Here is a 26308-nt window from a genome sequence, read left to right as displayed (position 1 = left end):
ATGGCGGATTGGTTTCCGGGACCAGCCGCACCGGTTCCGGCGCCCCTACTCCGCGCCTGGAGCCAGCAGCCGCCGGATGCGCTCGTACTCGGCCGCCATCTCCGGCGTGGCGAGGAAGTCGTCGAGATCCGCGGACACCTCGTGGTCGATGTCCTCGATGGAACGCACGGCGAGTTCGTAGAGCTCGCCGCGCCGGCCCTGCTCCAGGTAGCTCTGCCAGTGCGCCAACGCGCTGATGGCGGTGAGGACTCCGGGGTCCAGATCGTCATCGACCAGGATGCCGTCATAGATCGTCGCAAGCTCGTCGTGCAGCTCGGCGGCGCTGATCGTCAGGACGTTCACGCACGCGGTGGTCAGTGCCGCCCGGGCCTCTTCCGTGAGTTCGTCCTCGGCCGCACCGCGCAGCAGCTCCGGCCGCACCAGACGGGTGACCGTCTCCTCTCCGAAGGCACGAACACTGCCCTCGGTGGCTCCGACGATCAGCTGGAGAATGTCCGCCTCAAGTTCGCTGTACTTCACGCCCGCAGCTTAAGCGGGGGGGACCGAGATCCGCGCCAAGGGAGTAACGGGATGAGCCCGAGGCCCTGATGCGCTCGGATTCACCTGCGCCGCCGACCGGCAGGGTCGCGTTCGGCGACGTGCCGGGCGACAGGGCGACGCCGGGTCGCGCAGACCGTTCCAGAGAGCGGGCAGAGGTGTGGCGGGAGCAGGCCGGCAGTATCGGCGGGGCCGTGCCGTCCTCGGCGTCGTGTGTCAGGGCACTGTGGTGTAGCGGGTGTTCTCCTCGGAGACCGGCTCCACCGTTTCCAGCTGCCACCTCGTTGCGGAGTGCGGGATCGGTTGGCCGTTGGTGGCTACGAGGGGCAGAGGGCGGCGGTCATCAGGGCGAGGGTCGCAGGGCTGGCGTCGGTGCCCCAGTCGGTCCAGTCCACGGTGACTTGGCGGATGCCGTCGAGTGCGTGGAAGGAGATGGTGCGGTAACCGGGAGTGCCGCCGCCGTGGCCCACGATGGTGCCGCAGGGGAGCGTGGCCATCTCCAGGCCGAGGGCCCAGCCGTCGCCGCTGGTGTCGGTGGTCATCTCGCGCAAATCGGCCGGCGCAGGAGGCCGCCGCCGAGCAGGGCGCGGAAGAAATGGTCGAGGTCGGCGGTGGTTGGAGATGATCTCGCCGGCAGCGCCGGCGATGGACATGTTGACGGTGGTGCAGTCGACCGGGACAAGTGTCCCGTCCCCTTTCTCCACCGGTTCGTAGCCATGGGAGTGAGGCCCGGTGATGAAGGGAGAGGAGCCCGGCAGCCGGGTGTCCCGGAGTCCGAGGGGCCGGATGATGCGCCGGTCGATCTCGGTGCGGCAGGAAGGGCCGGCGACCTTTTCGACGATCATGCCGAGCCGATGTAGCCCGTATTGGAGTAGTGGTGATCGGTGCCCGGCGGGAACAGCAGAGGGCGGTCCCGGTCGCCGTCCTTGACGGTCCGTCGGACCAGCTCGGCCGGTGTCCAGGTGCGGAAGCGGTCACGGAGGGCGTCGCCGTCGAGCAGTCCGTCCGTGTACTCGGGCAGGCCGCTGGCGTGCTGGAGCAGGTCCCGGACCGTGATCCGTTCGCCTCCAGGGGAGGGAACGAGGCCGGGGAGCCACCGCTCGGCGGTGTCGGACAGGCGCAGCCACCCCTCACCCACCAGCTGGAGCACCACGGTGGCGGTGAACGTCTCGGTGACGCTTCCGGCGCGGAAGCGGCCGTCGACGGGGGCGGGCTGCCGGCCGTTGAGGCTGGATGTGCCGCTGCTGCCGCGCCATACGGCGTCACCCTGGCGGACCTCGGCGACCACGCCGACCGCTCCGGTTGCCGTCACCCGCTCCAGCGCCGCCTGCAACGCGGTTCCGTCCGGTACCACGGCAGGCGGTGCAGCGACCGCACTGCCCGTCGCGGGAACCAGCGCGCACACCGTCAGAAGTCTGCGCAGGCGGGGCGGCTGGGACTCGAACCCACGGCCGACGGATTATGAGTCCTTTGAGGATCTTGGCGGGCCTTGCCGATCAGCGCCGATCCATGGCGTTTTCGCAGTTCGAAATGGCGAGTCATCTCGGCGTTCCTCAGCCCTTGTCAGTCTGTTCCTATCCTTGCGTCCCCAACGCGTCCCCAACGCGTCCTGGAGGGACTGGCTTCGACAGCGTGACCCAGCCCTGCTTGTCAGCTTGGGTTCCAGACGTGGTCGCAACACCAGCCCCTGAGGGGGTTTGCGCCGGGGAGTTGCCGCTCACGCGTGTATGTGATTCCGGTCATCGGCGGGCCGGGGCCTGCGCGTCCAGCGGCTCGGATGGACGCCGTAGACGCCGCCGGGCCCGGGCCTCCGGATGTGTGGCGTCAGCGGGAATGGCCGAGTTGGGTGAGGGCCAGGTCGAGCATGTCGGCGAAGAAGTCGGCTGCGGTGGTGTCGATGCACAGCGGTGGCTTGATCTTGAGGATGTTGAGGTGGTCCCCGGTGGGCTGGACGATCACACCGAGGTCGAGCATGCGGTCGCAGAGTTCGGCGGTCTCTTCTGTGGCGGGCTCCAGGCCGACGCGGTCCCGGACGAGTTCGAGGCCGAGGTAGAGGCCCGAGCCGTGGACGGCGCCGATGATGCCGTAGCGGTCGGCCAGTGCCTCCAGCCGGCCTTTCAGATGGCCGCCGACGCGCGCCGCGTTGCCCTGGAGGTCTTCGTCGCGCAGGGTGTCCAGGACGGTGAGACCCACGATGCTGGAGACGGGGCTGCCGCCGGTGGAGGAGAAGAAGTAGCCCTGGTCGCGGTACCGGTCCGCGACCGCCTTGGATGTGATGACGGCGCCGAGGGGGTGTCCGTTGCCCATGGCCTTGGCGACACAGACGATGTCGGGGACGACCCGCTGCTGCTCGAAGCCCCAGAACCAGTGTCCCAGGCGGCCGTATCCGACCTGGACCTCGTCGGCGACGGCCAGGCCGCCGTGACGCCGTACCGCCGCGTACACCTGGGCGAGATAGCCGTCGGGGAGGGCGACTCCTCCGGCGTTGCCGTAGAAGGTCTCGCCGATGAATGCTCCCGCCGGGCGGTCGGCAGCGGCCAGTTCGTCGATCACCGCGACGGCCTCGGGTGCGTAGCGCACGGCGTCCGACCCGCGGTGGCGGCCGCGGTAGGAGTTGGGCGAGTCCACGGTGTGCACCCAGCTCGGGCGGGTGGCCAGGGCGTTCGGGTTGTCCTGGAGCGAGGTGGAGACCGCGTCGGAGGCGTACGTCCAGCCGTGGTACGCCTCGCGCAGCGCGACGACGTCGTGCCGGCCGGAGGCCCCGATGGCCAGGCGAAGGCCCAGATCCACCGCTTCCGAACCGGAGTTGGCGAGGAACACCGTGTCCAGAGGGTCGGGCAGGAGGCCGGCGAGGCGCTCGGAGAACTCCACCACGGAGGCGTAGTGGAAGCGCGAGTTGGTGTTGAGCCGCCGCAACTGGCGGGAGACTGCCTGCTCGACGCGGGGGTGGGCGTGGCCCAATGGGGTGACGTTGTTGACGATGTCGAGGTACGACCGGCCGTCGGTGGACAGCAGATGGTGGCGCCAACCACGTTCGACACGCGGAGGGTTGTCGTAGTAGTGCCCCTGCACGGTGGCGAACGCGGCGTCACGCCGGTCGATCAGGTCCCTCTCGCGCGTACGGTCGGAGTCGGCCGGGAGGCCGAGGAGCGGGGCGGGGTCGGCGGTGAGCGCGAGCCAGCCGGCGGCGTACTCGGGACGGACCAGGTGCGGGGCAGCGGGGCCGTCGGCGTCGCGCAGCGCAACGTGGACCGAGGCGCCGGAGCCGAGGTGGGTGATGTCCTCGCCCGCCTGCACCGTCGCACCGGTGGTGACCACGGGCTGGACCGCGTGGGGGAAGGACAGCGACAGCACCTGCGTGCCGTAGGTGAGTTCCACGTGGCCCGGCGCCGCGGCGAGGACCTTCCCCGCGGCGGGCACCTGCACCACGGCATCCCGGCCGAGCCGGAGGTCGATTCCGGTGGGCACCGTGGCGGCGGACAGCGCCGACAGCGCCGGTGTCCGAGTGAGGCGCGCACGGGCGTACCGGGTGGCGACGGCGACCGCTCCGTCCGCGAGGGCGGAGGTCACCAGCCGGGCCTCGGTGCCTTCGTCCATCCAGGCTCCATGGTCCATGGAATCAGCTTCGGTGGACAGGTCGAGGAGGGTGATGTCGTCGGCGGCGAGGTCCCTCAGGAGAGGACGCACCGGTGCGTCGGCGCGCACCGTCCGGGCCGGCATGTCGGCCATGCCGCTCGCGTCCCTGACGAGGCGGATCATCACCGGCAGGGGCAGCCTGGTGGCCTGTTCGAATATCCGCCATTCGTGGTCGAGCGCGGCCTTGGCGTAGACGTTGTCCTCGTCGACGGCGGCCTGGTGCCGCCCGCTGGCCACCAGGACGGCGGCGCGCAGGACCACGAGCGGCCACACCGCCTCGGCTTCCTCGGCGGAGAGCGGCCGAACGGCGTGGAAGGCGCGGACGGCCGGCAGCACGTGGTGAGGCTCGATACCGTCGTGGTGGAGCATCGAGGACAGTGACACGGCGAGTTCGCCGACCGCCCAGCTCGTGGTCACGTCACCGAAGTCGATGACCCCGTCCGGCATGGGCGGACGGCTGTCGGGACAGCGGATCAGATTGTCGTCGGTGAGGTCCAGGTGCACGGCCTGCGACGGCAGCGCGGCGGCGAGCTGCTGGACATGTGCCCAGGCCTCCGCGGTCGCGGTCTGGACGGCGGTGCGCCGGTCGGGTTCGGCGATGTGCCCGGCGAGCTTGGCGACGACGCGATCGGCGTGCTGCGGGTCCCACTGGAGCACGCGGTCGAGGCCCGGGTGCCGGAAGTCGCGCAGGGCGGTGCTGACCTTCGCGACGATCGTGCCCATGCCCGCCACGGTGCCGGGGGACAGGTGCCGTGGTCCCGAGAGCGTGCCGCCGGGCAGGTAGCGCAGCAGGCGCGCGACGGCCGGACCGTTGCCGGTGTCCACCGTCGTGCGCCGCGGGGAGCCGTCAGGGCGGCGCAGGACCGTGGCGATGCGCAGTTCCGGGCGGGCCGAAGCGATCAGGTCGGCTGCCGCGTCCTGGGCTTCGATCTCCACCGTGCCGAAGGCGGGGTTGGCGATCTTCAGAATCGCCGCGGGCGTCCCCTCGTCGTCGTGGAACAGGAAGTTGGCGTCCTGCTGGCTGCCCAGCGCCTGCGCGCGAGCAGTGATGCCGAGGTGTTCGGCAGCGATGAGCTCGGCCTCGGCCGGGGCCATGCGGGGTGCGGGAAGGGCGTCCTCGGTGAAGAAGTCGATCGTGCGGTGCTCGTCGGGCAGCATGCAGGGTTCCTCGGCTGGTGCGGGCAAAGGGGCTCGGACTCTCGGATGCCTCAGTCGACGTGCCACAAGAAGCGGTGAGTGTGAATCGCGAAGTAGGGGAAGTTCTCCACGGATGCGACACCCTCGACGGGCCGCACGACGTCGTTGATGAAGTCCAGAAGATCCCGAGGCTGAGGGCACACCACCTCCGCGAACAGGTCGAAGCCGCCGGCCGTCAGGACCGTGTACACGACTTCGTCGTGCCGGGACAGTTCATCGGCGACCGCCCGGGGATCGCCGTCGATGCGCAAGCCCAGCAGTGCCATCGCCTGCTGGCCCATGGTCATCGGGTCGGTCACTCCGACGACCTGGACCGCCTTGGCGTCGATCAGCCGCTGCAGCCGGAGCCTCGCGGCCGAGGGTGACAAACCCACCTTCGGACCCAGATCGGCGTAAGGGATCCGGCCGTCGACCTGCAGCTCCCGCAGGATGGCCCGGTCGATGTCGTCCATGCAGCACCTCTCTCCTGCGTGAACGGCAGGCATTGCGCTTGTTTCAAGCACCATGCCGGATTCCTGTGCTCGATTCAAGTGCGATGACGATGGAATCGAGCGAGTCGTGTGTGCGGGTTCCCGTGAGCGCTGCAGAGTCCTGACGTTGATGACGATCTCTGAAGATCGGCCGGCGTGGCTGTTTGGCGGACGGCCCGTTGTTCATCGTGTTCCTGATTGCGCTGCCTCTCGGCGTCGCGTCGGCAGTTGGGCGAGCAACAGACCTGCCGCAGGATGGGGTTGGCGGCGAAGACGCGCGGCGGCCGCGCGTTCCGGTGGGCGCGAGCAGCAGCGCCGCCCCTGAGGAGACACTGGACGCTCCTCCCCCGGCTCCGCCGGCTCCCCCAGCGCGGCGCCGAGGGCTCCTACGAGGCAAACGCACGCGCTACAGGGGCAATCCGCAGTATTGCGCACAACCTGGACGTGGACTCAGGAGTTCCGCGAGGAGTTGTCGTCCAGGAACTCCCGTACGTGGCACATGACTTGCGCCCGGTCGTGGGCCTCCAGGACGTTCGGGGCGGGCACCTCGACGACCTCCAGGCGGCGGCCGCTGTTCTGAATCCCTACGCCCGCTGAGACGTTTCCGCAGGTCAGAAGACTGCATGGTGGGGCGGGTGAGAATCGAACCCACGGCCGACGGATTATGAGTCCATTAGGGATTCTTGGCGGCCCTTGCCGATCAGTGCCGATTCACGCCGTTCTTGCAGGTCAGACGTGCTGATCAGGGTCAGCCCTGCGCAGTGCCTGTCGGTCTGTTCCTGTCCTTGCGGCCCCTCAAGCCCCTGGAGGTCGACGAGTCGGACGCTTACCACAGCAGCAGCCGCGTCCGCCCAGTTCAGCCAAGAGGAGAGAACTCTCGCACAGCGGGCCCCCTTACCAACGCGCTGCTGCTCCACCCCTGATCACGCGGTGGAGCATCATCCCTGACGTCACGAGGCGAGCTTGTCCACCGGACTGCGCATGAGCCTGGGCCGCTGTTTGCCGATCTGGTCAGTCGAGGACGTAGGACTCATCACCGAAGTCAGCGACGATCTTCAGCTTGCCGCCGAGCGCCTTGACGTAGGCAGCGAGGGTGTCGACCTCGCTGCGCTCCAGTTGGCCCTTCTCAATGCGCGAGACGCGGGCCTGGGTGACACCCATGGCCTCGGCGACCTGGACCTGTGTGGTGTGCTGCCGCTTCCGCAACCCGGCGAGGCGGGATACACGGGAAGCCAGGACCATCGCCAGCGCCCCCTTCCGGATCTGGTCCTTTTCGGTATCGGTGAAGGCGAAATCCTCGACCAGGTCTCCCAGGAGACCGACTGCGGGTCCTTGAGGTGATCAGTCATCGTGCCCCGTCCTCTCCATCGATTCGCTTCAGATGCTCCGCGTACGCCTGCTCCGCCTGGGACACCGCGACGCGGTACCAGCCGGTTCGACAACGCCGAGCCCTTGATCGTGTCCACCAGAGGCCGGCCCAGCGCGGGACCTTCCTCCTGAAGGGCAGCGACAGCCTGGCGGACCTGAATCAGCGTGTCACGGTCAGTGCGGCGCAGGCCGTGGAGCCACGAAAGAGCCGGCTCGACCACGACGATCTTCCAAGTCACACACGCGTTCCCCCATCTGCCATTTACTTCACTGGCGGCATACACCCATTACGTCATAACGGGAGGGTCGGCGGTTCTCACCGTCCCCTCCATGTTCGACGACCCGCCTTCGGGGAGGACGGCAGCCGGGGCTGCCACGCGGGAGGTGGCAGGGCTGGTGCCGTTCATGAGGGTGTCTCCTGAGTGTGCGGCTTGACCGGCGGTCACAGCTCCTTCGCGTAAGTGTCCTGGTACGCCGCCCTCCCGCCGAACACATTCAGGGCGATGTGGCCATCGGCGTACGTCGTGTCCGTCACGTCGATGATCCGTGTGCCGTTGAGGAACACCTGGATGCGGTGGCCCTCGGTGAGGATGCGGACGGAGTAGGTCGTGCCGCGGCGGACCAGGGCCGGGACGCGGGCGAGGGCGGCGCCGTCGTCGAAGTAGCCGTTGGTTTTGGCGACCAGGCGGATCACGCGCAGGTCGGGGTCGATGTTGAGGCAGTAGGCATCGGTGGCGTCGGAGGAGGCGCGCCAGAGGAGGGAGAGCGCGCCGCCGGTGTCCGGGTCGGGGCCGCCGAGCCGGACCAGGGTGGTGAGGTCCAAGTCCGTCGCCGTGCGGGCCGAGATCGCGTGGGAGTCCTTGTCGAAGCTTGCGGCGCGGCCCGCGCTGTCCGTCGACCAGCGGCCGGCGGGGGTGATCGTCAACTCGCCGAGGTCCGAGCGGAATTCACCGCCGGTCGGGGCGGCCACCAGCGGCTTCACCCGGTCCACCAGGCGGAAGGTGCTGTCCAGCCTGTGTACCTTGAGCGACTCGACGTGTGCGGTGCCGCCCTTGGCGTAGAAGGCCATGCCGTCGGCGTTCGGGCTGGGGAAGATCAGGCTGGTCACGGCGGCCTGTCCGTCCGCGCCGAATGCCTCGACCGATGACGAGTCGACGTACACGCGCAGGGTCACGCGGCCGTCGGTCGTCTTCATCGGCGCGGTGGTGCGGCCCGTGAAGTACTGCGTGAAGTCGCTCAGGCCCGATGCCGAGCGGTCCACGAACAACTCCTGCGCCTCGGCGTCGTATCCGACTGTCGTGTGCTGGTCGTCGTCGGTCCGGAGCCGGAAGCCGATCTCCTTGGCGGTGCCGAGGGTGATCTCGGCCTCGATCTCATAGGCGATGTCCCGGACTCCCGCAAGAGGGTTCGCGGAGTCGGGGCCGACGGCGAGGTCCTTGCGGGTCGTGGTGGACGTGCGCAGTGTGACCAGCTCCGGGACCGGGCGCTGCGTCAGGCGTACGCCGTCGGCGGTGTCCGTGAGGGTCAGTTCTCGGGGAGTGCTCAGCTGTCCGTTCCAGGCGCCGGTCGGGGCGCTGAAGGGGTAGTCCCAGTTGCTCATCCAGCCGAGCCAGACGCGGCGGTCGTCGGGCAGGCCGTAGAAGGACATGGCGGCGTAGTAGTCGCGGCCGGAGTCGGCGCGCAGGACCGTGCCTGCCTTCTGGTCGGGAGTGAAACCGGTGCCGTTCCACTCACCCGTGAAGTACTGGGCGGCCGAGCCGTTGGTGGCGCGTACGGCTCCGGTGCTCAGGGTGAGGACCCACTTCACCTTGTCCTTGTCGCCGTCGACCGGCAGTGGGAAGAAGTCGGGGCACTCCCAGACGCCGGGCGTGGCCCAGTCGCCGTAGCCGAAGGAGCTGACCTGGGTCCAGGTGAGGAGGTCGGTGGAGGTGAAGAAGCGGATGTGGTCGCCGCCGGAGACGACCATCAGCCACTGGTCGTGGGCCTCGTCGCGGATGACCTTGGGGTCGCGGAAGGTCCAGCCGGCGTCGGGGCCTCCCGGGTTCTGCACGGCCGGGGCCGAGCCGCCGTGCAGCTGCCACGAGCGGCCCTTGTCCCTGCTGTAGGCGATGCGCACGCCGGCGTTCCCGCCCGGCTTGTCCGGGTGGTAGCTCGTGTAGTACGCGATCAGACCCGATCCGCCGTCGAAGAGGCCGGAGGTGTCGTCCGCGTCGACAACCGCCGAGCCCGACCAGCAGTTGCCGTAGGCGTTCCAGGGCAGGGCGATCGGCAGGGCCTGCCAGCGGACGAGGTCGGTGCTGACCGCGTGCGCCCAGCGGCCCTCGTCCTGGTGGAAGAGGTGGTATTCGCCGTCGTAGTGGACCAGGCCGTTGGGGTCGCTGGTGGAGCCGGTGAGCTGGGAGTAGTGGTACGTGGGGCGGTACGGCTCGGTGAAGTAGTCGGCGGTACTGCGGACCTCGACGTTCTGGAAATACGACGCCCCGTGCGCGGCCGCGGTGCCGAAGGCGGCTCCCTTGGTGCGGGACACGCGGGTCCTGAGCGCCCGTACGCCGTCCACGTACACCTCGACCGTCCTGCCCGTCGCGCGGGCCTCGACGCGGTAGGTGCCGCCGGACGCGATGCGCCGGACCGGGCCGGCAGCGGAGGCGAGGCGGGCGCCAGAGGAGCGGTCCAGCAGGACGACGGCGTTGCGGCCGGCTTCCAGGCGGGCTTCGTAGCCGCCGGATCCGTCCGCGGACGCGCGCAGGACGAGGCCGGCAGAGGAGGAGGGGCCGCCGGGTGTGATGTCTGCTCTCGCCACCAGGTCGCCGTCGGCGAAGGGGGTCGTGCGCAGGTCGTTCTCGCCGCGGATGCCGCGCAGATCGGGGGTCCAGGTGCCGGAGCGGGCCGTCCAGCCCTGGAGGCCGGTGGCGAGGTCGGCGGCGGCGATGTTCTCGAAGGACACCTCGCCGGCCCATGCCGTGACGGCGAGTCGGCCCTTGGTGTGGGTGGAGTCCTGGGCGGTGATGACGGGGCTGTAGCCGTCGGGTGAGAGGAAGTTGGTCTGCCAGTGCACGCGCAGTTCGTCGTGTTCGGCTTCGACACGCAGGCGGTAGACCGTACCGGCCTTGATGGTGGTCGCGTAGGTGCCGAGGGTGACGTTGCCGTCGATGCGGTAGAGCCTCAGCCTGCCCTGGTCCGCGTCGACTTGGACGCCGTAGCCGTGGGTGGCCGTGGCGTCGGTGCGCACCAGCAGTGAGGCGATGGCGGAAGCGTCATGCAGGAGCAGGTCGGCCTGGAGCGCGGTGTCGTACGCCTTGGTCGTGGTGATGGCGCGGGCGGTGGCTCCCTGGGCCGGGGCCGCGCGCCAGCCCAGCGGACTCGGCGTCCAGGTGCCGCCGCTCGTGGTCCAGCCGGTGAGGTTGGTGGTGACCGAGGAGAGGGAGGGCGGGCCGAAGGTGACCGTGCCGTCCTGGGCGAGCAGGCCCACCGAGCCGGTGTCGTGGCGGTGGTCCTCGGTGTGGAGGAGCCGCTTGCCGTCGACATGCACCGTCAGCTCGGGTCCGTCGACTGCCACTTCGAGGTCATAGGGTCTTGCGGTCCGCGTGCCTGGAAGTGGAGCGGTGGCGAGTGTGTCGCCGCCGGCCAGGTCGTAGAGCCGTATGCGGGCGCGGCCGGGGTCGAGGGCGACCGCGTATCCGGTCGAGCCGTCCAGGGCTGCCCGGAACACCAACGCGCCTATGGAGGAGGCAGATTGGGGCGTGACGCGGGCCGCGTACGTGCCCTTGGCCGCGAGTTGCTGCTCGGACAGGGCGAGCGCGGGCCCGCGACGGCCGGCGGTCGCCTTCTGGCCGCCGTCGGAGGTGCGGGTCCAGGTGCCGGTGACGGGGATGGGGTCGGGAATCGGAGTGGCGGCGGGGGTCGCTCCGGCGGCGCTCGGGGTGGCGGCCTGTGCTGCGGGGAGGATGCCTCCGAGAGGCAGCAGGGTGGCGGCGGCTCCTCCGGCGAACAGGAGGGTACGGCGGGACACGCTCATGGCAGCTCCTGAGGAGAGCAGGGGAGGGTGGGCCACGGCCCGGGGGGACGTCCACCCCGCGGGCCGTGGTCGTGGGTAAGACCGTCACGGCCACAGCGGCCGGGGTACGTCGGTGAAGGCCGACGTCATCTGCCAGGCGTCGAACCGTTCCAGGGCCACGTCGCCGTCGGCACCGATACCGACGCCCACGGCCTCGTCCGGGCGGGTGGGGTAGATGCGGGCGGTCAGGGCACGCCCGTTGGCGAAGATCTCCAGTGCGGAGTGGTCGACGAGGACCCGCAGGTCGACCCGGCCGTCGGGGTCCAACGGCAGTGCGCCGTGCCGGGGTTCGGTGTCGACCGTCGGGTCGAGGCTGCTGGTCTCGCGGCGCAGGCGGAGGGTGCCGCCCGTTCCGTCCTGCGCCCTGCTCACCTCCACGACCGTGCGTTCCGCGCCGTCCGGTGTCTCGCGGACCACGAGCCGGGCGGTCGCTCCGGGAGCGAGACGCAGGGTGGTCTCGATGTCCAGCTGGTCCCCGCGCACGGCGGGCAGCGGGGTGTACGGGTCGGTCAGCCGGCCCGGAGACACCTCTACGCGCTCCCGCCGCAGCTCGGTCAGCTCCGGAGCCGGGGCCTGATGCAGGCCGCCGTCCGTGGCGAGCGTGACGACCCTGGGCAGGGACATCACACCGCACCAGCCGGCCTGCGCGTTCGCCTCGTCCGTCCGGCCCTCCTGGAGCCAGCCGAACATGATGCGGCGGCCGTGCTCGTCGCGGGTGGACTGGGGGGCGTAGAAGTAGCGGCCGCCGTAGTCGAGGCGGTGGAGGGCGGTCGGGGTGAAGGTGTCGCCCTGGTAGCGGCCGGTCCAGTACAGGGGGTGGTGGGTGGTGCCCTCGTCCCAGGCGGAAAAGACCAGCGCGTCGGTGCTGTCGGCCTCCTCGTCCTCGCCGAGCCGGAAGAGGTCGACGCACTCCCACATCGTGCCGGTCCAGTCGAGGTCGCCCTGGTTCTGCGAGGCGTCGCCGGTCAGCAGGGGGCCGACGTAGCGCCAGCTGCGCAGGTCGTCGGATTCGTACAGGAAGGCCGTTCCGCCGACGCCCCGGATTCCGGAGCCCACCAACTGGCGCCACACCTCGCCCTCGCGCCAGACGCAGTGGTCGCGGAAGGCCGTGATGTCGATGCCCTCCGGCGGGGCGGTGATGACCGGGTTGGCCGGGTCCTTCGTCCAGTACCTCAGATCCGCGGATCCCCTGGCCACGCAGGGGAGTTCATGCTCGCCGTGCCTGCCCGAGTAGACGAGCGTGGGCACTCCGCCGTCGTCGACGAGGACGCCGGACCAGCAGCCGTCGCGGTCGGGGCCGGTGGTGCCGGGGACGAGGGCGACCGGTTCGTCGGTCCAGTGGACGAGGTCGGGGCTGGTGGCGTGGCCCCAGTGGATGCGGTGGTGGGCGGCGGCGAGCGGGTTGTACTGGTAGAAGAGGTGGTAGACGCCGTTCCAGTGGCTCAGCCCGTTGGGGTCGTTGAGCCAGCCGCCGGGCGAGGTGAAGTGGAAGCGGGGGCGGTGGGGGTCGCGCAGGGCGCGTTCGGCCAGCCCCTCGGCGATGGGGGTGCCGGAGGGGAGGGTGAGGTCGTGGGTCATGCGGCGGTGGTCTCCGCTTCCTCGGGGTCGTCGGTGGCCTCGCCGTCCGGCCGGTCGGTGGCCTTCAGGACGCGGCGGGCGATGTCGGAGGCGGGTGCGCGCAGGTGGCAGCGCACCCAGTGGGGCTGTCCGTCGTCTTCGCCGACGATGTGGCGGACGGGCTCGGTGCGGCTGCACGTGCCGTCGTCGCCGTAGGGGCAGGACGTGGGGTTGAGGATCGCCTCGCGGAGCCTGGCGCGCTCGACGGGGTCGTAGCTGCCGGCCCGTTCGGGGTCGGGTACGGCGGACAGCAGCAGGCGGGTGTAGGGGTGGGCGGGGGCGTCCATGACGGCCAACGCGTCGCCGCCCTCGACCAGTTCGCCGGCGAACATGACCATCGTGGTGTCCGCGAGGTAGCGGGCGGAGCCCAGGTCGTGCGTGATGTAGAGCATGGCGATGTTCCGCTCGTCGCGCAGGCGCCGCATCAGGTTGAGCACGCCGACGCGCACGGAGACATCCAGCATCGACGTCGGTTCGTCGGCCAGGATGAGGCGCGGCTCCACCGCCAACGCGCGAGCGATGGAGACGCGCTGACGCTGGCCGCCGGAGAGTTCGTGCGGGTAGGACTGGAGCATGTCCTCGGTCAGGCCGACCGTTTCCACCAGCTCGCGCAGCGCCTCCGGTGTGGCGGAGTGGCCGTGCAGGACGAGGGCCCGGGTGAGGAAGTGCTCGATGCGGTGGACGGGGTTGAGTGAGCCGAAGGGATCCTGGAAGACCATCTGGACCTTGCGGCGGTACGCCCGTGACGCCCGGCGCCGTTCGGTGCGCAGGATGTCCTCGCCGTCGAGCAGTACCTGTCCGGCGGAGGGCTGTTCGAGGCGGGCGAGGCAGCGGGCGATGGTGGACTTGCCGCTGCCGGACTCGCCGACCAGGGCGGTGATCCGGCCGGCCGGCAGGTCGAAGGACACGTCGTTGACGGCACGGACGCGGCGCCGGGAGAAGACGGTGCCGACCTGGAAGTCCTTGGTCAGGCCGCGTACGGACAGCAGGGGCTGGGTCATCGCGGGGCTCCCTGGGCACTCTGGGCCACCCACCGGCCGGGGGCGATCTCGCGCAGGTCGGGGATGTTCATGGAGCAGTCCGAGCGGTCCTCGGGACAGCGGACGTGGAAGCCGCAGCTGTCGGCGGTGCGCGGGGCGTCGAAGAGGCCGGTGAGCTCTTGGCGCGGGCCCGTCAGCGGCGGGAAGGCGTTCATCAGCGCCTCGGTGTAGGGGTGGAGCGGTCCCGCGAACAGGTCCTTGGCGTCGGCGAGTTCGACGATCCGTCCGCCGTACATCACGCCCATGCGGTCCGACAGCTCGATCATCAGGGACATGTCGTGGGTGATGAAGAGGATGGAGAAGCCCAGCTCCCGCTGGAGGTCGCGGATCTGCGCCATGATCTCCTGCTGCACGACCACGTCGAGCGCGGTGGTCGGCTCGTCCATGATCAGCAGCCTTGGCTTCAGGGCCACGGCCATGGCGATGACCACGCGCTGGCGCATACCGCCGGAGAGCTGGTGCGGGTACGCCTTCAGCCTTCCGGGGTCGATGCCGACCAGCTCCAGCAGCTCGCCGGCCCGCTCCCGCGCGGCCCGCTTCTTCATCCGCTCGTGGGTGGTGAAGATGTCGACGATCTGCTCGCCGATGGTCAGGACGGGGTTGAGGGAGTTCATCGCCGACTGGAAGACCATGGCGATCTCCCGCCACCGGAAGGCGCGCAGCTCCCGTGCGTCCAGGGCGAGGACGTCGCGGCCCTGGAAGCGGATGCTGCCCGCGGAGATTTCCGCCGGGGGCTTGAGCAGTCGCATCACCGCGTTGGCGATGGTCGATTTGCCGCAGCCGGATTCTCCGGCGAGGCCGAAGATCTCTCCGGCGCCGATGGAGAAGGACACGTCGTCGGCGCCCACGACGGTGCGTCCGTCGCTGCGGTATTCGACGCGCAGGCCGTTCACCTCAAGTACGGGTTCCACGGCTCAGCCCCTCCTCTCACGGCGGGCACGGCGGTTGCGCAGCCTGGGGTTGGTGATCTCGTCGACCGCGTAGTTGACCAGTGCGATGGCGAAGGCGACGAGGGCGATGCACAGTCCGGAGGGGACGAAGGCCCACCACGCTCCGGTCATCAGCGCGCCGTCGTTGCTGGCCCAGTACAGGTTGGTGCCCCAGCTGACGACGCTGCTGTCGCCGAGTCCGAGGAACTCCAGGCCGGCCTGGGCGCCGATGCCGAAGATCACGCAGCCGAGCAGCGTGGTCATCACCACGGACGCCATGTTGGGCAGGATCTCGCGGAACATGATCCGCAGGGGGCGTTCTCCGGTGACGACGGCGGCGGCCACGAAGTCCTTGCCGCGGATCGACTTGGCCTGCGCGCGCAGGACCCGGGCCGAGCCCGCCCAGCCGGTGACGACGAGGACCAGGATCACGGTGGAGGTACCGGGCGGCAGGAACGCGGCCAGGATGATGAGCAGCGGGAGGCCGGGCAGCAGCAGGAAGATGTTGGTGACCAGGGTCAGCGCGTCGTCGACGACGCGGCCGAAGTACGCGGCCGCGAGACCGACGACGATGGCGACCGCGGTCGCCACGAGCCCCACGGTGAACCCGACGAAGAGGGAGCTGCGCGCACCCCAGAGGGTGAGGGCGAGCACGTCCTGTCCTTTGGCGGTCGTACCGAGCCAGTGCGCGGCCGAGGGAGCCTGGCTGCCCGTGGAGTTGATGAGCGACGGGTCGCCCGGTACCAGGAGAGGCGCGAGCAGGGCCAGCAGCGCGAAGAGAGCGAGCAGGATCAGCCCGGCAAGCGCCTTCTTGCTGTCGATGAGCTGGCGCAGCAGTCCGCGCCGGCGGGACGTGGGCGCGGTGGCGGTCGGCGTGGTGGCCGTCGCGATCTCGATGGCGGTCATGTCGGCAACCCCCTCAGCGGACGCGGACGCGCGGGTCGAGACGGACGTAGACGAGGTCGACGAGGAAGTTCGCGAGCAGCACCGCCGCCGTGATCGTCAGGAAGATGCCCTGCATCAGCGGGTAGTCCAGGCCCTGGACGGCCATCAGCAGCTGGTAGCCGATACCGGGGTAGGCGAACACGACCTCGGTGAGCAGGGCACCGCCGACGACGAAGCCGAGTGCCATGCCGAAGTTGGTGACGGAGGGCAGCAGCGCGTTGCGGGCGGCGTAGCGGAACATGATCCGCGAGGGGCTGAGCCCCTTCGCCTCGGCCATCGTGATGTAGTCCTCGGCCGCCGTTGCGATCATGGTGTTGCGCATGCCGAGCATCCAGCCGCCGATGGAGACCAGCACGATGGTCAGCGCGGGCAGCACCAGGTGGGTGGCGACGTTCGAGAGGAACTCGCCGTTGAAGCCGGGGGTCAGTCCGACGTCGTAGGCGTGCCGCATGGGGAACCAGCCGAGGCTCACCCCGAACAGGTACAGCGCGCCCATGGCCAGCCAGAAGTACGGGAACGAGCCGACGAAGATCAGCAGGGGCGGGAAGGCGGAGTCGAGGACGCCGCCGCGCCGCCAGGCGGCGACGATGCCGAGCAGGTTGCCGAGGACGGCGGCGATGACGAGCGCGACGCCACCGAGGAGCAGGGTCCAGCCGATCTGCGAGCTGATCACGTCGGTGACCGGGGTCGGGAAGCGGGTGATGGAGATGCCGAGGTCGCCGGTGAAGACGCTCTTGACGTAGGAGACGTACTGCTCCCAGAGGGGGCGGTTGTCCAGACCGAAGAGTTTTCGCAGCTGGGCTATCTGGTCGGGCTGCATCGTGCCCTGGGTCTGCGCGAACATGCGCGAGACCGGGTCGCCCGGCATGAAGCGCGGGAGCACGAAGTTCAGGGTGAGGGAGGCCCAGAAGGCGAGCAGATAGAACCCCAGGTTGCGCAGGATGAGACGCACGGGTCGTGCTCCTGTCGTAGGGGGTGCGGGGTGCGGGGGGGCGGTGGGGAGCGGCCGTCCGGGGAGGAGGACGGCCGCCGATCCGTGCGTCAGCTCTTGACGGGCTTGAGCGAGGTGAGTATGAGGATCGCGCTGCCGTTGCGGTTGCCGAGGGTGGCGTACGGGTTCTTCTCGGTGGGCCAGCCGGTGAAGCGGGCGTCCGTGTACGCGCCCCACTCGGGGCCGGTGAACAGCGGGACGACGGGCGCGTCCTTGTTGTACAGCTCCTGCAGGCCGTTCATCTGCTCGGCTTGCGTCTTCTCGTCCGTGGCGGCGGCGAAGGCGTCGATGAGCTTGTCGGCCTTCTTGTCTCCGAAGCGGTGGTAGTTCTCCGTGGCCTGCTTGCCGACCGGCTGCAGCATCTTGGTCGACATCACGCCGCGGTAGTACTCGTACGGGGTGGCGCCGTTGTTGCTCCACACGATGCCGGTGTCGAAGGTGCCGGTGTTGTACGACGACTGGACGGCCGACCAGTCGGGCGTCTTCACGGTGGCGGTGATGCCGACCTTCGCCAAGTCCTGCTTGATGATGTTGGCGACCGAGATCCAGTCGGAGGAGGCGGAGCCGACGGAGATGTCGAGGGTGAAGTTCTTGCCGTTCTTCAGCTTCCGCTTGCCGCCGCTCTCCTTGTAGCCGGCCGCGTCGAGGGCCTTGGCCGCCGCGTCGGTGTCGTACTTCGTCCAGGTGCAGGAGGCGGCCAGCGACGTGTCGCGCCACTTTTCGTAGGTGCGGGCCAGGCCCGTGCAGTCGGCGGGTTCGGCGTAGCCGTTCATGGCGACCTTGGTGATCTGGTCGCGGTCTACGGCCATGCTGAGCGCCTTGCGGACGGCCGGGTCGTTGAAGGGGGCCTTGGTGGTGTTCAGCTGCCAGTTGATCATGGCGCCGGTGGCCGGGAACCAGTAGTGGTTGTGCTTCTTGTCCTTGGCGACGAAGGACTTCTCGATGTCCGGGATGAAGGACTGCGTCCAGTCCACCTCGCCGCTGGTGAAGGCGATGTTGGCACTGTCGTTGCCGGAGAAGGCGAGCATCTGGATGCCGGCGATCCGCTGCTTGGCCGGCTGCCAGTAGTCGGCGTTTTTGCCCAGCTGGTACGACTGGCTCTGGAACTTCTCGATCTTGGTGTACGGGCCGGTGCCGACCGGGTTCGGGTTGGTGAACTTCGCCGGGTCCTTCACCTTGGACCAGATGTGCTTCGGCAGGATGTAGTGGGCGCCGATCTCGAAGAAGGCCGGTGAGAAGGGCTTGTTGAAGGTGAACTTCACCGTGTGGGCGTCGACCGCGGTGACCTTGTCGAGGTAGTCGAAGCCGCCGAGCACCTTCTTCTGGAGCTCGAAGGTGTAGACGACGTCGTCGGCGGTGAACGGCTGGCCGTCCGACCACTTGACGCCCTCGCGCAGCGTGAAGGTGAGGGACTTGCCGTCCTTGGCCTGCTCCCACTTGGTGGCCAGCCACGGGGTGTCCTTGGCGTCCGACATGCTGTGGACGACCAGCGGCTCGTAGATCTCCTCCTTGGTCATGGGGGCGGGCTGCGGGGACAGCGGGTTGAAGTTGCGCGTGAACGTCGCCAGATCCTCACGCGGGATGGTGAGCAGCTGGTTGCCGGAGGTGTCACCGGCGCCGGCGGCGCCCGAGCCACCCGTACAGGCAGACAGGACCAGGGCTGCGGCGGCGGTCGCGGTGACTGCTCTCAGGGCGGGCCGAAGCCGCCGTGAAGGTATGCGGGAGGGTGCCATAATGGGGACTCTTTTCCTCTCTTCAACACACAGGACGAAGACGGGATGGGATTACTCGGCGAACTGATTCGCAGTCAGACCGACGAGCGTTCGAGCAGCGGGCAGTCGATCGTCACCTGATGGGTGTCGAGCGGCTGCCCCGCTGCGAGAGCGGCGAGCATGTCGATGCCCTTGGTGCCCATGGCCTCGAAGGGCAGGGCGAGCGTCGTCAGTTTCGGCCGCAGATAGGCGGCGATGAGTTCCTGGTTGTCGAACCCCACCACGGCCACGTCGTGCGGGATGCGCAGCCCACGTTCCTTGATCGCGTCGTACGCGCCCATGGCCATCCGGTCGTTGCCGCAGAACAGCGCGGTCGGCCGGTCGCCGGCCGGGCGGTCCAGCAGTTCGCAGGCGGCGGTGTAGGCGCTGTCGGCGGTCGCCCAGCCGGGGACGACGAGGGAGGGGGCGGGTGTGATCCCGGCCTCGCGCAGGGCACGTTCGTACCCTTCGCGCCTGCCGATGGCGGCCGGGATCGTCGGGTCGAGGTTGATGAGCCCGATGCGGGTGTGACCGGCGTCCAGGAGTCGGCGGGTCGCCTTGTATCCGCCCGACACCTCGTCGGGCAGGATGCACGGCAGCTCCCCTTCCACGTCGTAGCAGTTGACGAGCACCGTCGGCACCTCCCGGGCGGCCTTGGGGAGCGTGACGGCGCGGTGCCAGGTCGTGGCGTACAGCAGCCCTTCCACGCGGTGCTCCAGCATCTGGTCGAGCGCGGCGGCCTCCTGGGCGGGGTCGCCGTCGCTCGCGGCGATCAGCAGGAACCTCCGGTCACCCCAGGCGCGGCTCTGCGCGCCCGTGATCACCTCGCCCGCGAACGGGCCGGTCACGATCTCGGTGATCAGCCCGAACCACCCGCTGCGGTTCGCGGCCAGCGCCCGCGCCCCGGCGTTGGGCCGGTAGCCGAGCTCGTCGATCGCCTCCAGGATCCGCCGACGGGTCTCCTCGGGGATGGCGGCGCCGGGCTTGTCGTTGAGGACGAAGGAGACCGTGGTCCGCGAGACACCCGCATGGCGGGCCACATCGCTCATGGTCACGCGATGCGACTTGTTCGTGGCCACTTCCAGTCCCTTTCGGCCAGCCGAGGGCGAGACAACGCCTCCGGTTTCGCGCTTTAATAACGCGCGTTACTTCCTTGTGGCAGGGAAGTTACGTCCGTCTTGAGCGGCATGTCAATACCTGTGCAAGGACTGCATCAGGCCACCGATCCCGGGACCCTCGCGCCCGCACTCTTCCTGAGAGAGGCAGACAGTCACCATCGCCCGACCCCAGGCCCCCGTCAGTGTCACCGTTCTCGGCGAGTGCGTCGCCAACGCCTTCACCGACGCCGTCCGGTCCGGCTCCGAGGAGCTCGTGCGGCGGGCCCTGCCCGGTGGCGGCCCCGCCAACACCGCCCTCGCTCTCGCCCGGCTCGGCACCCCCACCCGCTTCCTCGGGCGCTTCTCCACGGATGTTTTCGGCATCCTCTTCCGTGCCCGCCTCAGCGCCTCCGGCGTCGACCTGACCGGCAGCGTGACCGCCCCCGAGCCCAGCATCCTCGCCGTCGCCGACCTCGACTGGACCGGCGAGGCCACGTACACCTTCTACGCCGACAGCGCGGCCGACTGGCCGTGGACCGACGAAGAACTCGCCGCCACCGGGTCGGACAGCGCGGCCTGCCTGCACACCGGCTCCCTGGCCCTGATGAGCCAACCCGGCGGCACTCGCATCGAGGACCACCTTGCCGAGGCCCGCGAGCACGTCACCGTGTCCATCGACCCCAACGTCCGCCCCCCTGCTCGTACCGCCCACCGCCTACCGCGAACGGCTCCCCCACTGGTGCGCCCTCGCCGACATCCTTCGCCTCAGCGAGGACGACCTCGCGTTGCTCCTGCCCGGCGTCAGCCCCGAGGAGGCGTGCGACACCTGGCACGCCGCCGGTGCGCGCCTCGTCGTTATCACCTTCGGCGGGCGGGACGCCCTCGCCTCCCTCGACGGCCGCCGCGTCACCGTCCCGACCCCGGCCGTGGACGTAGTGGACATCGTGGGGGCCGGGGACTCCTTCACCGCGGGCCTGCTGCACCGCCTTGCCGCCCTCGGACACCTCGGCGGCAGGCTCGACGCGCTGAGCCCCGAGGACGTCACCGACGCCTGTACCTTCGCTGCCCACGTTGCTGCCCTGACCTGCTCCGTCCCGGGTGCGGACCCGCCCTGGGCAGAAACCTCGCGATCTCCGTTCCCGCGCTATCCGAACGCCTTCCGCTCGGCCGACAGTAGTCCGGTGGTCTCGTAGAAGCGCAGCGTTGCGGCCGGATGCCGGTGGCGCTCGGCCAGCTGCGATATGCGGTAGGTCGTCGCACCACCGACGGTAAAGCCTCGACACAACTCGAAGGTCAAGCCCCCATCGCCAAACCACCCGAACCCGCGCCTGGACGGACAGCCAGGACCCCTCCGTACGCGGGTTCGCCTGCCGGAACCTCCAGGATTGCGGGAACCCGCGCCCTTCCCCCTTGGACGTCCTCGCCGGCCCGTCGATCGTGCCGGCGCGGTCTACCACCCACGCTGAAGGAGGCCATGCTCTGGTCCGAGGCGCTCGAAGGCGCGGGCGCTGCTGCCCAGCCGGCGCGCATCTGTTCGCAACAATCCACAGCTGGACAAGGTCTGCTGGTTTGATCGTCCACCAGTCGAATCACAGGGCTCTGCTCAACAGGGGCGAGTAACCCATCAGAGCGGTTTCCTCTTGGGGCAGTTTTCCCGACCCCTGGAGGTCATCACCGATCCAGCAACGCGAGGGCGACAGTGTCTCCACAGCGCGATGGCAGCCCATGCCGCGCAACCGGCAAATGGGACACCGAACCGCCCCGTAGACACTCGCCTGGACCTGACCGCGCCGTCCCGACCCCTGTACGGCCCTGGGTCTTGGCATCGCCCCTCAAAGCAGTTGCCCGGACCACGAGCGGCAACCGCGAACACCTAGTCCACCGCTGGTCAGAGGGGTTGGAGGCGCCCCGAGTGCCACCGGACTCCACACCCACGAGCAGCGGATTCAGCCCGTTCAGGCAAAGTTGACGCTCCGACACCCCAAAAATGAACGTTTCCGCAGGTCAAAGACCTGCACAGGTGAGGCGGGCAGGACTCGAACCCACGACCGACGGATGATGAGTCCCCTGCCGCCGCATTACGTTCTTTACCGGAGATCGCCGATCTTTGTCGGCCAGTGCCGGACTATGCAGGTCACAGCCCTTCCCGGCAGCCTACTCCCGCTGAACGGTTATCGGATTTTGCCGGGCTCCACCGACGCCTTACAGGACTTCCGGCCGAGCAATGGCCGAGCAGAAAGGCCCCGCCACCTGCGGTGACGCCGCCCCTAGCCTAGCCAGTCGTAGATCGCGACCTGACACGGCGGCATCTACGTTTGATCGGCTGACGAGAATGATGACGGCCGGGTGCATCGGCATGTTCCGGATCTAGTATTTGTTCAGCGGATGCCCCAGTTGGGTCGACTTCACGGCTGGGTGCGTCGCTCGGCGGCATCGAACGCGGGCGCGAGCGGGGCCAGTGCCGCGCGGAGCTGGTCGGGCAGTGAGCCGGAGGGCACGACCAGTCCTCCGGTGCCGAAGCTCCCGGCGGCCTCTGCGTTCCCGGCCGGCCGAAGCCAGCCTTCCAACGCGATGCGAACCGCCGCGGCCACGCTTGCCGCGAGAACGCGGGCTGTGCGTGCTCCGGCGTCACCTAGGCGTTCGGCGATCACTGGCGTGAGAGGGGGCTCGATGTCGGCGGTGGTATCGAGGAACGCGTCGCGCAGCGCGGTCCAGGTGGTGATCAGCAGCAGCGCCTCGCGTTCGCGCTCACCGGTGTTCGTGTACTGCTCGACCACTGCTTCGGTGACGGCGTCAGCCAGGCGCACTCCTGCGGGCCGGGCCGCGACCGCCGCCGCGATCCGCGCCTCCCGGTCCGCGGTAACAGCGGAGACGATCGCCTGCTCGCGACTGGCGAAGTAGTTGTTGTAGGTGCGCGGCGAGACTCCGGCCGCCTCGGCGATGTCCTCGACCCGCACCTGGTCCGGCCCGCGCTCCACGGCCAGGCGCAGGGCCGCCTCGCGTAGCGCCTCGCGCGTGGCCTGCTTCTTCCGCTCCCGCAGCCTTGATGGTGGTGTCGTCACGGGTGTCAGCGTTCCACACAGACTGCGTGCACGCAAACTTGCGTGCACGCACTTTTACTGTCAGCCTCGACCCGACCGGGACCGACAGAGAGGCCGTCACCATGCGAGCAAGAGGAATGACCTACGACACCGGGTTCGTCGTGCACGGCCAGATTTCCCGCGAGCACTTCGACCCCGCGGTGGTTCGGCGCGAGCTCGCCATCATCCGCGACGACCTGCACTGCAACGCGATCCAGATCATCGGCGGCGACCCTGGCCGACTGGAGCTGGCCGCCGGTGCCGCCGCCGAGCTCGGCCTGGAGGTCTGGTTCTCGCCCTATCCGCTGGAGCTGGATCCGGAGCAGATCCTCACGCTCTTCCGCGACTGCGCCGAGCGAGCGGAACGGCTCCGGCAGCAGGGGGCCACAGTCGTGTTCGTCGCAGGGGTCGAGCTGAGCGTGATGAACCGCGGGTTCCTGCCCGGAGAGAGCCCCGAGGAGCGGGTCGAGCAGCTGATGAGCCAACCCGAGCGGAGCGCCGAAGCGATGCGCGAGCTCGGCGTGCGCATCAACGCATTCCTTCGCGACGCCGCGGCCACGGTCCGCGAGCGCTTCCAGGGCAAGCTCACCTATGCATCCATCCAGTTCGAGCAGGTCGACTGGACTCCCTTCGACGTTGCGACGTTCGAGCTGATCCGCTCCGCCGAGGTCGCCGACCGGTTCCGGGATGCGGTGCGCACCCTGGCCCAAGGCCCGAAGCCGCTCGCCATCACCGGGTTCGGCACCGCGGCCTACCGCGGCGCGGGAGACCGCGGTGGGCGGGTGCTGGAAGTGGTCGAGTACGACCCGGAGACCAAGGCCCCTGTACGGCTGAACGGCATGTACGAGCGTGACGAGGCCGGCCAGGCCGCATATCTGAGCGAACTGCTGGAGATCTTCGAGACCCAGGGCGTGGACAGCGCGTTCGTGTTCCTGTTCGCCTTGCCTGGCTACCCGCACCGCCCGGACGGCGACCCCAGGGACGATCTGGACCGGGCCGGGCTGGGCATCGTCAAACTCCTCGAAGGGCGCCGGGGGCAGACCTACCCCGACATGGAGTGGGAACCCAAGGCCGCCTTCGCTGCAGTGGCGCAGCGGTATCGGGGTGATAGGCGCCGTGCGCGGTGACCACGGCGCTGGCCCCGCACTGCGCCGCATTGCAGATCCCGAGCAGATGGAAGCGGTATTCGCCGAGCTCGCCGCAGACCTCGCGCCGGTCTACCGACGCCGCGACCTGCGGGCCAACGGCGTGTTATACCTGCGCGGGTTACTGATGCCGGGCGTTGCGGGCAACTGCTGGTCGATCGCGGAGCAGTCGGCCTGGACCGGCCGTATCGCCCGCACCACTCGCCTCCCATGGGCCTCACTGGCCACCTATGGAGCAGTTGGACAATTCCAACGGGCGCCGTTAAAGAGAACGGCACCCCCGTGGGCGTCGAACAGCGCAGTTTCGATGCCGTTGCATCCTGGGCCTTCCTGGGGCGGTGCAGCGCTGGCCGGTCTCGAACCGACGGCTGCACCGCCGCGCGTGAACAGTGCCGGGCGATGACGGCAATGATCTCCCTCTTCAATGAAGATCCAATCTCCCCCGCACTCCTGCTATCCAACGTCGAGCGAGTTGCCGCCGGTTCGGATCCGGTCTGAAGCGCGCGGACCCTTGCGGGGTCTGGCGTCTAGCCCATCCCCTCCCCGTGGGCGGTGTCTTTGCCTCCGTAGCTCAATTGGCTAGTGCTGTGACCGGATTGGTTCACCGGGTTGGCGGTACTGTCCGCGCATGAATCAGCTCCCCTGCACTTTGGAAGCCCTCGTTGTGCGCACCGACTTCTCGGCAGACGGTGCGTGGGACGCTCTGCGGGCGTCGTTGTTCTTGCCCAGCAAGGACGGTTTCCTGGCCAACGTCGCAGTCGTGGATGACCGGAGGTACGAGGGCTTGACATCCGACCAGGCCCTCGACCTGATCCCCGCGGAGTACCAGCATCCGCTTCTTGTCTTAGCGGACTCTGTAGCCCTCGCCTCGACTGAACGGCCGCTCCTCGTGCTGGACCTGCAGGGTGAGCGTGGGCGTGGTGCCCGCGTTGTGGCAGCCCAGCTGTGGAGCATTGAGAACAACCTCTCGGGTGCGAACATGGATTTCGAGGAGTTCGCCGGCGCCGTCGAGGAGGACGGCGTCTTCCGAGGCCTCTGAGTCACTGGCCTTTGGGCGGTGTCAGGCTGCGGACGCGGGCGCGTTCCTTGCGTTCTGCGGCCAGGACGTCGCGGTGGCGGGCGTTGGCGTTTCGCCACCGCAGGTAGGCGTGCAATGCCCGTGTCTGCACGGTGTGGTTGGGGTGGTGCGAGTTGGCGATGGTGAACTGCCGCAGTGGTCCGAAGTGGGCTTCGATCGGGTTGGCCCAGGAGGCGTAGGTCGGGGTGAAGCACAACTCAACCTTGTTCTTCTTCGCCCAGTGGCGGATGTCGGCGCCCTTGTGGGCGGACAGATTGTCCAGGATCACGTAGATCGGGGCGCCGTCGGGCCGGGCGGCGCGGATCGACTTCAGCGCGGCCAGCGTGTTCACGGCGCCCTTCCTGCGGTGGTTGACGCCCCACAGGGTGTCGTCGCCGACCGAGTAGCAGCCGTGGAAGTACCGCACTCCGTGGGTGCGGTGGTAGGTGGCCGGCACCCGGTCGGGCCTGGTCTACGCGGCCCAGCATCTGCCGCCGGTGGGTCGGATCCCGAGGGGGCCGAACTCGTCGAAGGCGAAGACCCGGTCCGGGAAGCGGTCCAGGACCTCCTCGATCCGGTCCAGTTTCGCCTCGCGCTCGGGGTCCGGGGATTCCTTCCATGTCTTGGTGCGCTGAAAGGTGACACCGCGGCGGGCGAGCAGGCCGCGTAACGCCTCGCGGCCAATGCGGATCGCCCGGCCGTGGATTTTGCGCAGGTAGGCGACGAGTTTGCGCAGTGACCAGCGGGTGAAGGGCTGGCCGAGTTCGGTCGGGCGGGTGGTTGCCGTCTGGATGACGAAGTCCTCGTCGTCAAGGCTGAGTTGGCGGGGACGGCCTCCCGCCCATCGAGGGTCCAGGCAGGCCAGGCCGATCTGGTTGAAGGGGTGGATCACATCGCGGACGGTGTTCTCGTCGGCCTGGACCAGCTGGCCAATCACCGGCACGCGGTTCCCACTGGCCGAGGCCAGCAGCATCATCGCGCGCCGAAAGCGCACCGTACTGGTGCTGCCCCGGCGCACGATCTGCTGCAGCTTCTGCCCCTCCTGGTCGGTCAGTCTGCGCACACGGACAGGCTCGGCCACCGCGCCTCCAGCGGTCGGATCGGACGTCACCTCACATCCAACCGCCACGACCACCGACCCGGGCGATCACGGGTCATCTCCCCGCCGAGTGGCTACACCACTCGGCGGGACGCCATCCGGCGCGTCGGGCAGTCTGTTGACCTACCCGTTAACTAACGACTTGGTCCACGATTGAGGTTTGGGCGTGCTGGCCTGGCGGGTCGGCTGCTGGTTGATCAGTGAGCTGTTTCACAGTGGCCACTGATCGGGTGATGCCGGCGGTGTGCGCAACGTACGAGGCTCCCGTGCCGGAAGCAGGTTGATCGTCACGCAG

At 69.2% G+C, this 26308-nt stretch carries 18 protein-coding genes and 2 pseudogenes; 3 read left to right on the top strand and 17 right to left on the bottom strand.

Annotated features, from left to right (window positions below; translation table 11 throughout):
- Positions 1 to 45 precede the first annotated feature (45 nt).
- The 14 genes from QF027_RS47355 to QF027_RS47290 all read right to left on the bottom strand — a co-directional run bounded on the left by QF027_RS47355 (position 46) and on the right by QF027_RS47290 (position 19584).
- Positions 46 to 519 carry a hypothetical protein gene (locus QF027_RS47355; protein ID WP_307081808.1) on the bottom strand — a complete coding sequence of 158 codons (474 nt, stop codon included), beginning with the start codon at positions 517 to 519 and terminating at the stop codon, positions 46 to 48.
- A gap of 335 nt (positions 520 to 854) precedes the next feature.
- Complete coding sequence (locus tag QF027_RS47350; RefSeq protein WP_307081806.1) at positions 855 to 1382, bottom strand: serine hydrolase; 528 nt, start codon at positions 1380 to 1382, stop codon at positions 855 to 857.
- Positions 1379 to 1891: a serine hydrolase domain-containing protein gene (locus tag QF027_RS47345; protein WP_307081805.1), complete on the bottom strand. Its 513-nt coding sequence runs from the start codon at positions 1889 to 1891 to the stop codon at positions 1379 to 1381. The genes QF027_RS47350 and QF027_RS47345 overlap by 4 nt, the downstream gene beginning before the upstream one ends.
- Before the next feature lie 470 nt (positions 1892 to 2361).
- Positions 2362 to 5331 carry an aminotransferase gene (locus tag QF027_RS47340; RefSeq protein ID WP_307081803.1) on the bottom strand — a complete coding sequence of 990 codons (2970 nt, stop codon included), beginning with the start codon at positions 5329 to 5331 and terminating at the stop codon, positions 2362 to 2364.
- A 50-nt stretch (positions 5332 to 5381) separates the two neighbouring features.
- Entirely contained in the window at positions 5382 to 5822 is a 441-nt protein-coding gene (locus QF027_RS47335; RefSeq protein ID WP_306972675.1) for an Lrp/AsnC family transcriptional regulator, read from the bottom strand.
- A gap of 1029 nt (positions 5823 to 6851) precedes the next feature.
- Positions 6852 to 7082 (bottom strand): XRE family transcriptional regulator, encoded by a 231-nt coding sequence (locus QF027_RS47330; protein WP_307081801.1) that lies wholly within the window; start codon positions 7080 to 7082, stop codon positions 6852 to 6854.
- A gap of 568 nt (positions 7083 to 7650) precedes the next feature.
- Positions 7651 to 11223 (bottom strand): GH32 C-terminal domain-containing protein, encoded by a 3573-nt coding sequence (locus QF027_RS47325; RefSeq protein WP_307081799.1) that lies wholly within the window; start codon positions 11221 to 11223, stop codon positions 7651 to 7653.
- Positions 11224 to 11307: 84 nt separating this feature from the next.
- A complete protein-coding gene (locus tag QF027_RS47320) occupies positions 11308 to 12840 on the bottom strand; it encodes a glycoside hydrolase family 32 protein (protein ID WP_307081798.1) in 1533 nt (510 codons plus the stop codon).
- A complete protein-coding gene (locus tag QF027_RS47315; protein ID WP_307081796.1) occupies positions 12837 to 13880 on the bottom strand; it encodes an ABC transporter ATP-binding protein in 1044 nt (347 codons plus the stop codon). Before QF027_RS47315 ends, QF027_RS47320 begins: the two co-directional genes overlap by 4 nt.
- Positions 13877 to 14830, bottom strand: a complete 954-nt coding sequence (locus tag QF027_RS47310) for an ABC transporter ATP-binding protein (protein WP_307081795.1) — start codon at positions 14828 to 14830, stop codon at positions 13877 to 13879. Before QF027_RS47310 ends, QF027_RS47315 begins: the two co-directional genes overlap by 4 nt.
- A 3-nt stretch (positions 14831 to 14833) precedes the next feature.
- Positions 14834 to 15754 carry an ABC transporter permease gene (locus QF027_RS47305; RefSeq protein ID WP_307081793.1) on the bottom strand — a complete coding sequence of 307 codons (921 nt, stop codon included), beginning with the start codon at positions 15752 to 15754 and terminating at the stop codon, positions 14834 to 14836.
- Between the two features lie 13 nt (positions 15755 to 15767).
- A complete protein-coding gene (locus QF027_RS47300) occupies positions 15768 to 16745 on the bottom strand; it encodes an ABC transporter permease (protein ID WP_307081792.1) in 978 nt (325 codons plus the stop codon).
- Between the two features lie 89 nt (positions 16746 to 16834).
- Positions 16835 to 18517 (bottom strand): ABC transporter substrate-binding protein, encoded by a 1683-nt coding sequence (locus tag QF027_RS47295; RefSeq protein WP_306972683.1) that lies wholly within the window; start codon positions 18515 to 18517, stop codon positions 16835 to 16837.
- A 74-nt stretch (positions 18518 to 18591) separates the two neighbouring features.
- The gene (locus QF027_RS47290) at positions 18592 to 19584 is read right to left on the bottom strand and encodes a LacI family DNA-binding transcriptional regulator (protein WP_307081790.1); all 993 of its coding nucleotides are present in this window, start codon (positions 19582 to 19584) and stop codon (positions 18592 to 18594) included.
- A gap of 226 nt (positions 19585 to 19810) precedes the next feature.
- Here QF027_RS47290 and QF027_RS47285 point away from each other — a divergent pair.
- Positions 19811 to 20825: pseudogene (locus QF027_RS47285) on the top strand (carbohydrate kinase family protein).
- On the opposite strand, the gene QF027_RS47280 reads toward QF027_RS47285, so the two are convergent.
- A complete protein-coding gene (locus QF027_RS47280) occupies positions 20777 to 20917 on the bottom strand; it encodes a MerR family DNA-binding transcriptional regulator (RefSeq protein ID WP_307082746.1) in 141 nt (46 codons plus the stop codon). The pseudogene QF027_RS47285 and the gene QF027_RS47280 sit on opposite strands and share 49 nt — an antisense overlap.
- Positions 20918 to 22037: 1120 nt before the next feature.
- Positions 22038 to 22694: a TetR/AcrR family transcriptional regulator gene (locus QF027_RS47275; protein ID WP_306972686.1), complete on the bottom strand. Its 657-nt coding sequence runs from the start codon at positions 22692 to 22694 to the stop codon at positions 22038 to 22040.
- A 116-nt stretch (positions 22695 to 22810) separates the two neighbouring features.
- Here QF027_RS47275 and QF027_RS47270 point away from each other — a divergent pair, with 116 nt between their 5' ends.
- Together QF027_RS47270 and QF027_RS47265 are read left to right on the top strand one after the other, a co-directional pair.
- The gene (locus tag QF027_RS47270) at positions 22811 to 23839 is read left to right on the top strand and encodes a hypothetical protein (protein WP_307082744.1); all 1029 of its coding nucleotides are present in this window, start codon (positions 22811 to 22813) and stop codon (positions 23837 to 23839) included.
- A 646-nt stretch (positions 23840 to 24485) separates the two neighbouring features.
- Entirely contained in the window at positions 24486 to 24896 is a 411-nt protein-coding gene (locus QF027_RS47265; protein ID WP_307081788.1) for a DUF6924 domain-containing protein, read from the top strand.
- Position 24897: 1 nt separating this feature from the next.
- On the opposite strand, the pseudogene QF027_RS47260 reads toward QF027_RS47265, so the two are convergent.
- Positions 24898 to 25995: pseudogene (locus QF027_RS47260) on the bottom strand (IS630 family transposase).
- Positions 25996 to 26308: the final 313 nt, after the last annotated feature.

Origin of the sequence: Streptomyces canus (assembly GCF_030816965.1) — a bacterium.
Classification (GTDB): Bacteria; Actinomycetota; Actinomycetes; order Streptomycetales; family Streptomycetaceae; genus Streptomyces; species Streptomyces canus_E.
The sequence above is the reverse complement of the archived record's forward strand: the minus strand, read 5'-3'. Positions and strand labels throughout refer to the sequence as shown.

Coding starts and splice junctions, on each gene's coding strand:
- QF027_RS47315 (WP_307081796.1), bottom strand. CDS start 13,880: ATGACCCAGCCCCTGCTGTCCGTACGCGGCCTGACCAAGGACTTCCAG.
- QF027_RS47340 (WP_307081803.1), bottom strand. CDS start 5,331: ATGCTGCCCGACGAGCACCGCACGATCGACTTCTTCACCGAGGACGCC.
- QF027_RS47305 (WP_307081793.1), bottom strand. CDS start 15,754: ATGACCGCCATCGAGATCGCGACGGCCACCACGCCGACCGCCACCGCG.
- QF027_RS47330 (WP_307081801.1), bottom strand. CDS start 7,082: ATGGTCCTGGCTTCCCGTGTATCCCGCCTCGCCGGGTTGCGGAAGCGG.
- QF027_RS47325 (WP_307081799.1), bottom strand. CDS start 11,223: ATGAGCGTGTCCCGCCGTACCCTCCTGTTCGCCGGAGGAGCCGCCGCC.
- QF027_RS47335 (WP_306972675.1), bottom strand. CDS start 5,822: ATGGACGACATCGACCGGGCCATCCTGCGGGAGCTGCAGGTCGACGGC.
- QF027_RS47350 (WP_307081806.1), bottom strand. CDS start 1,382: ATGATCGTCGAAAAGGTCGCCGGCCCTTCCTGCCGCACCGAGATCGAC.
- QF027_RS47265 (WP_307081788.1), top strand. CDS start 24,486: ATGAATCAGCTCCCCTGCACTTTGGAAGCCCTCGTTGTGCGCACCGAC.
- QF027_RS47270 (WP_307082744.1), top strand. CDS start 22,811: ATGACCTACGACACCGGGTTCGTCGTGCACGGCCAGATTTCCCGCGAG.
- QF027_RS47320 (WP_307081798.1), bottom strand. CDS start 12,840: ATGACCCACGACCTCACCCTCCCCTCCGGCACCCCCATCGCCGAGGGG.
- QF027_RS47290 (WP_307081790.1), bottom strand. CDS start 19,584: ATGAGCGATGTGGCCCGCCATGCGGGTGTCTCGCGGACCACGGTCTCC.
- QF027_RS47295 (WP_306972683.1), bottom strand. CDS start 18,517: ATGGCACCCTCCCGCATACCTTCACGGCGGCTTCGGCCCGCCCTGAGA.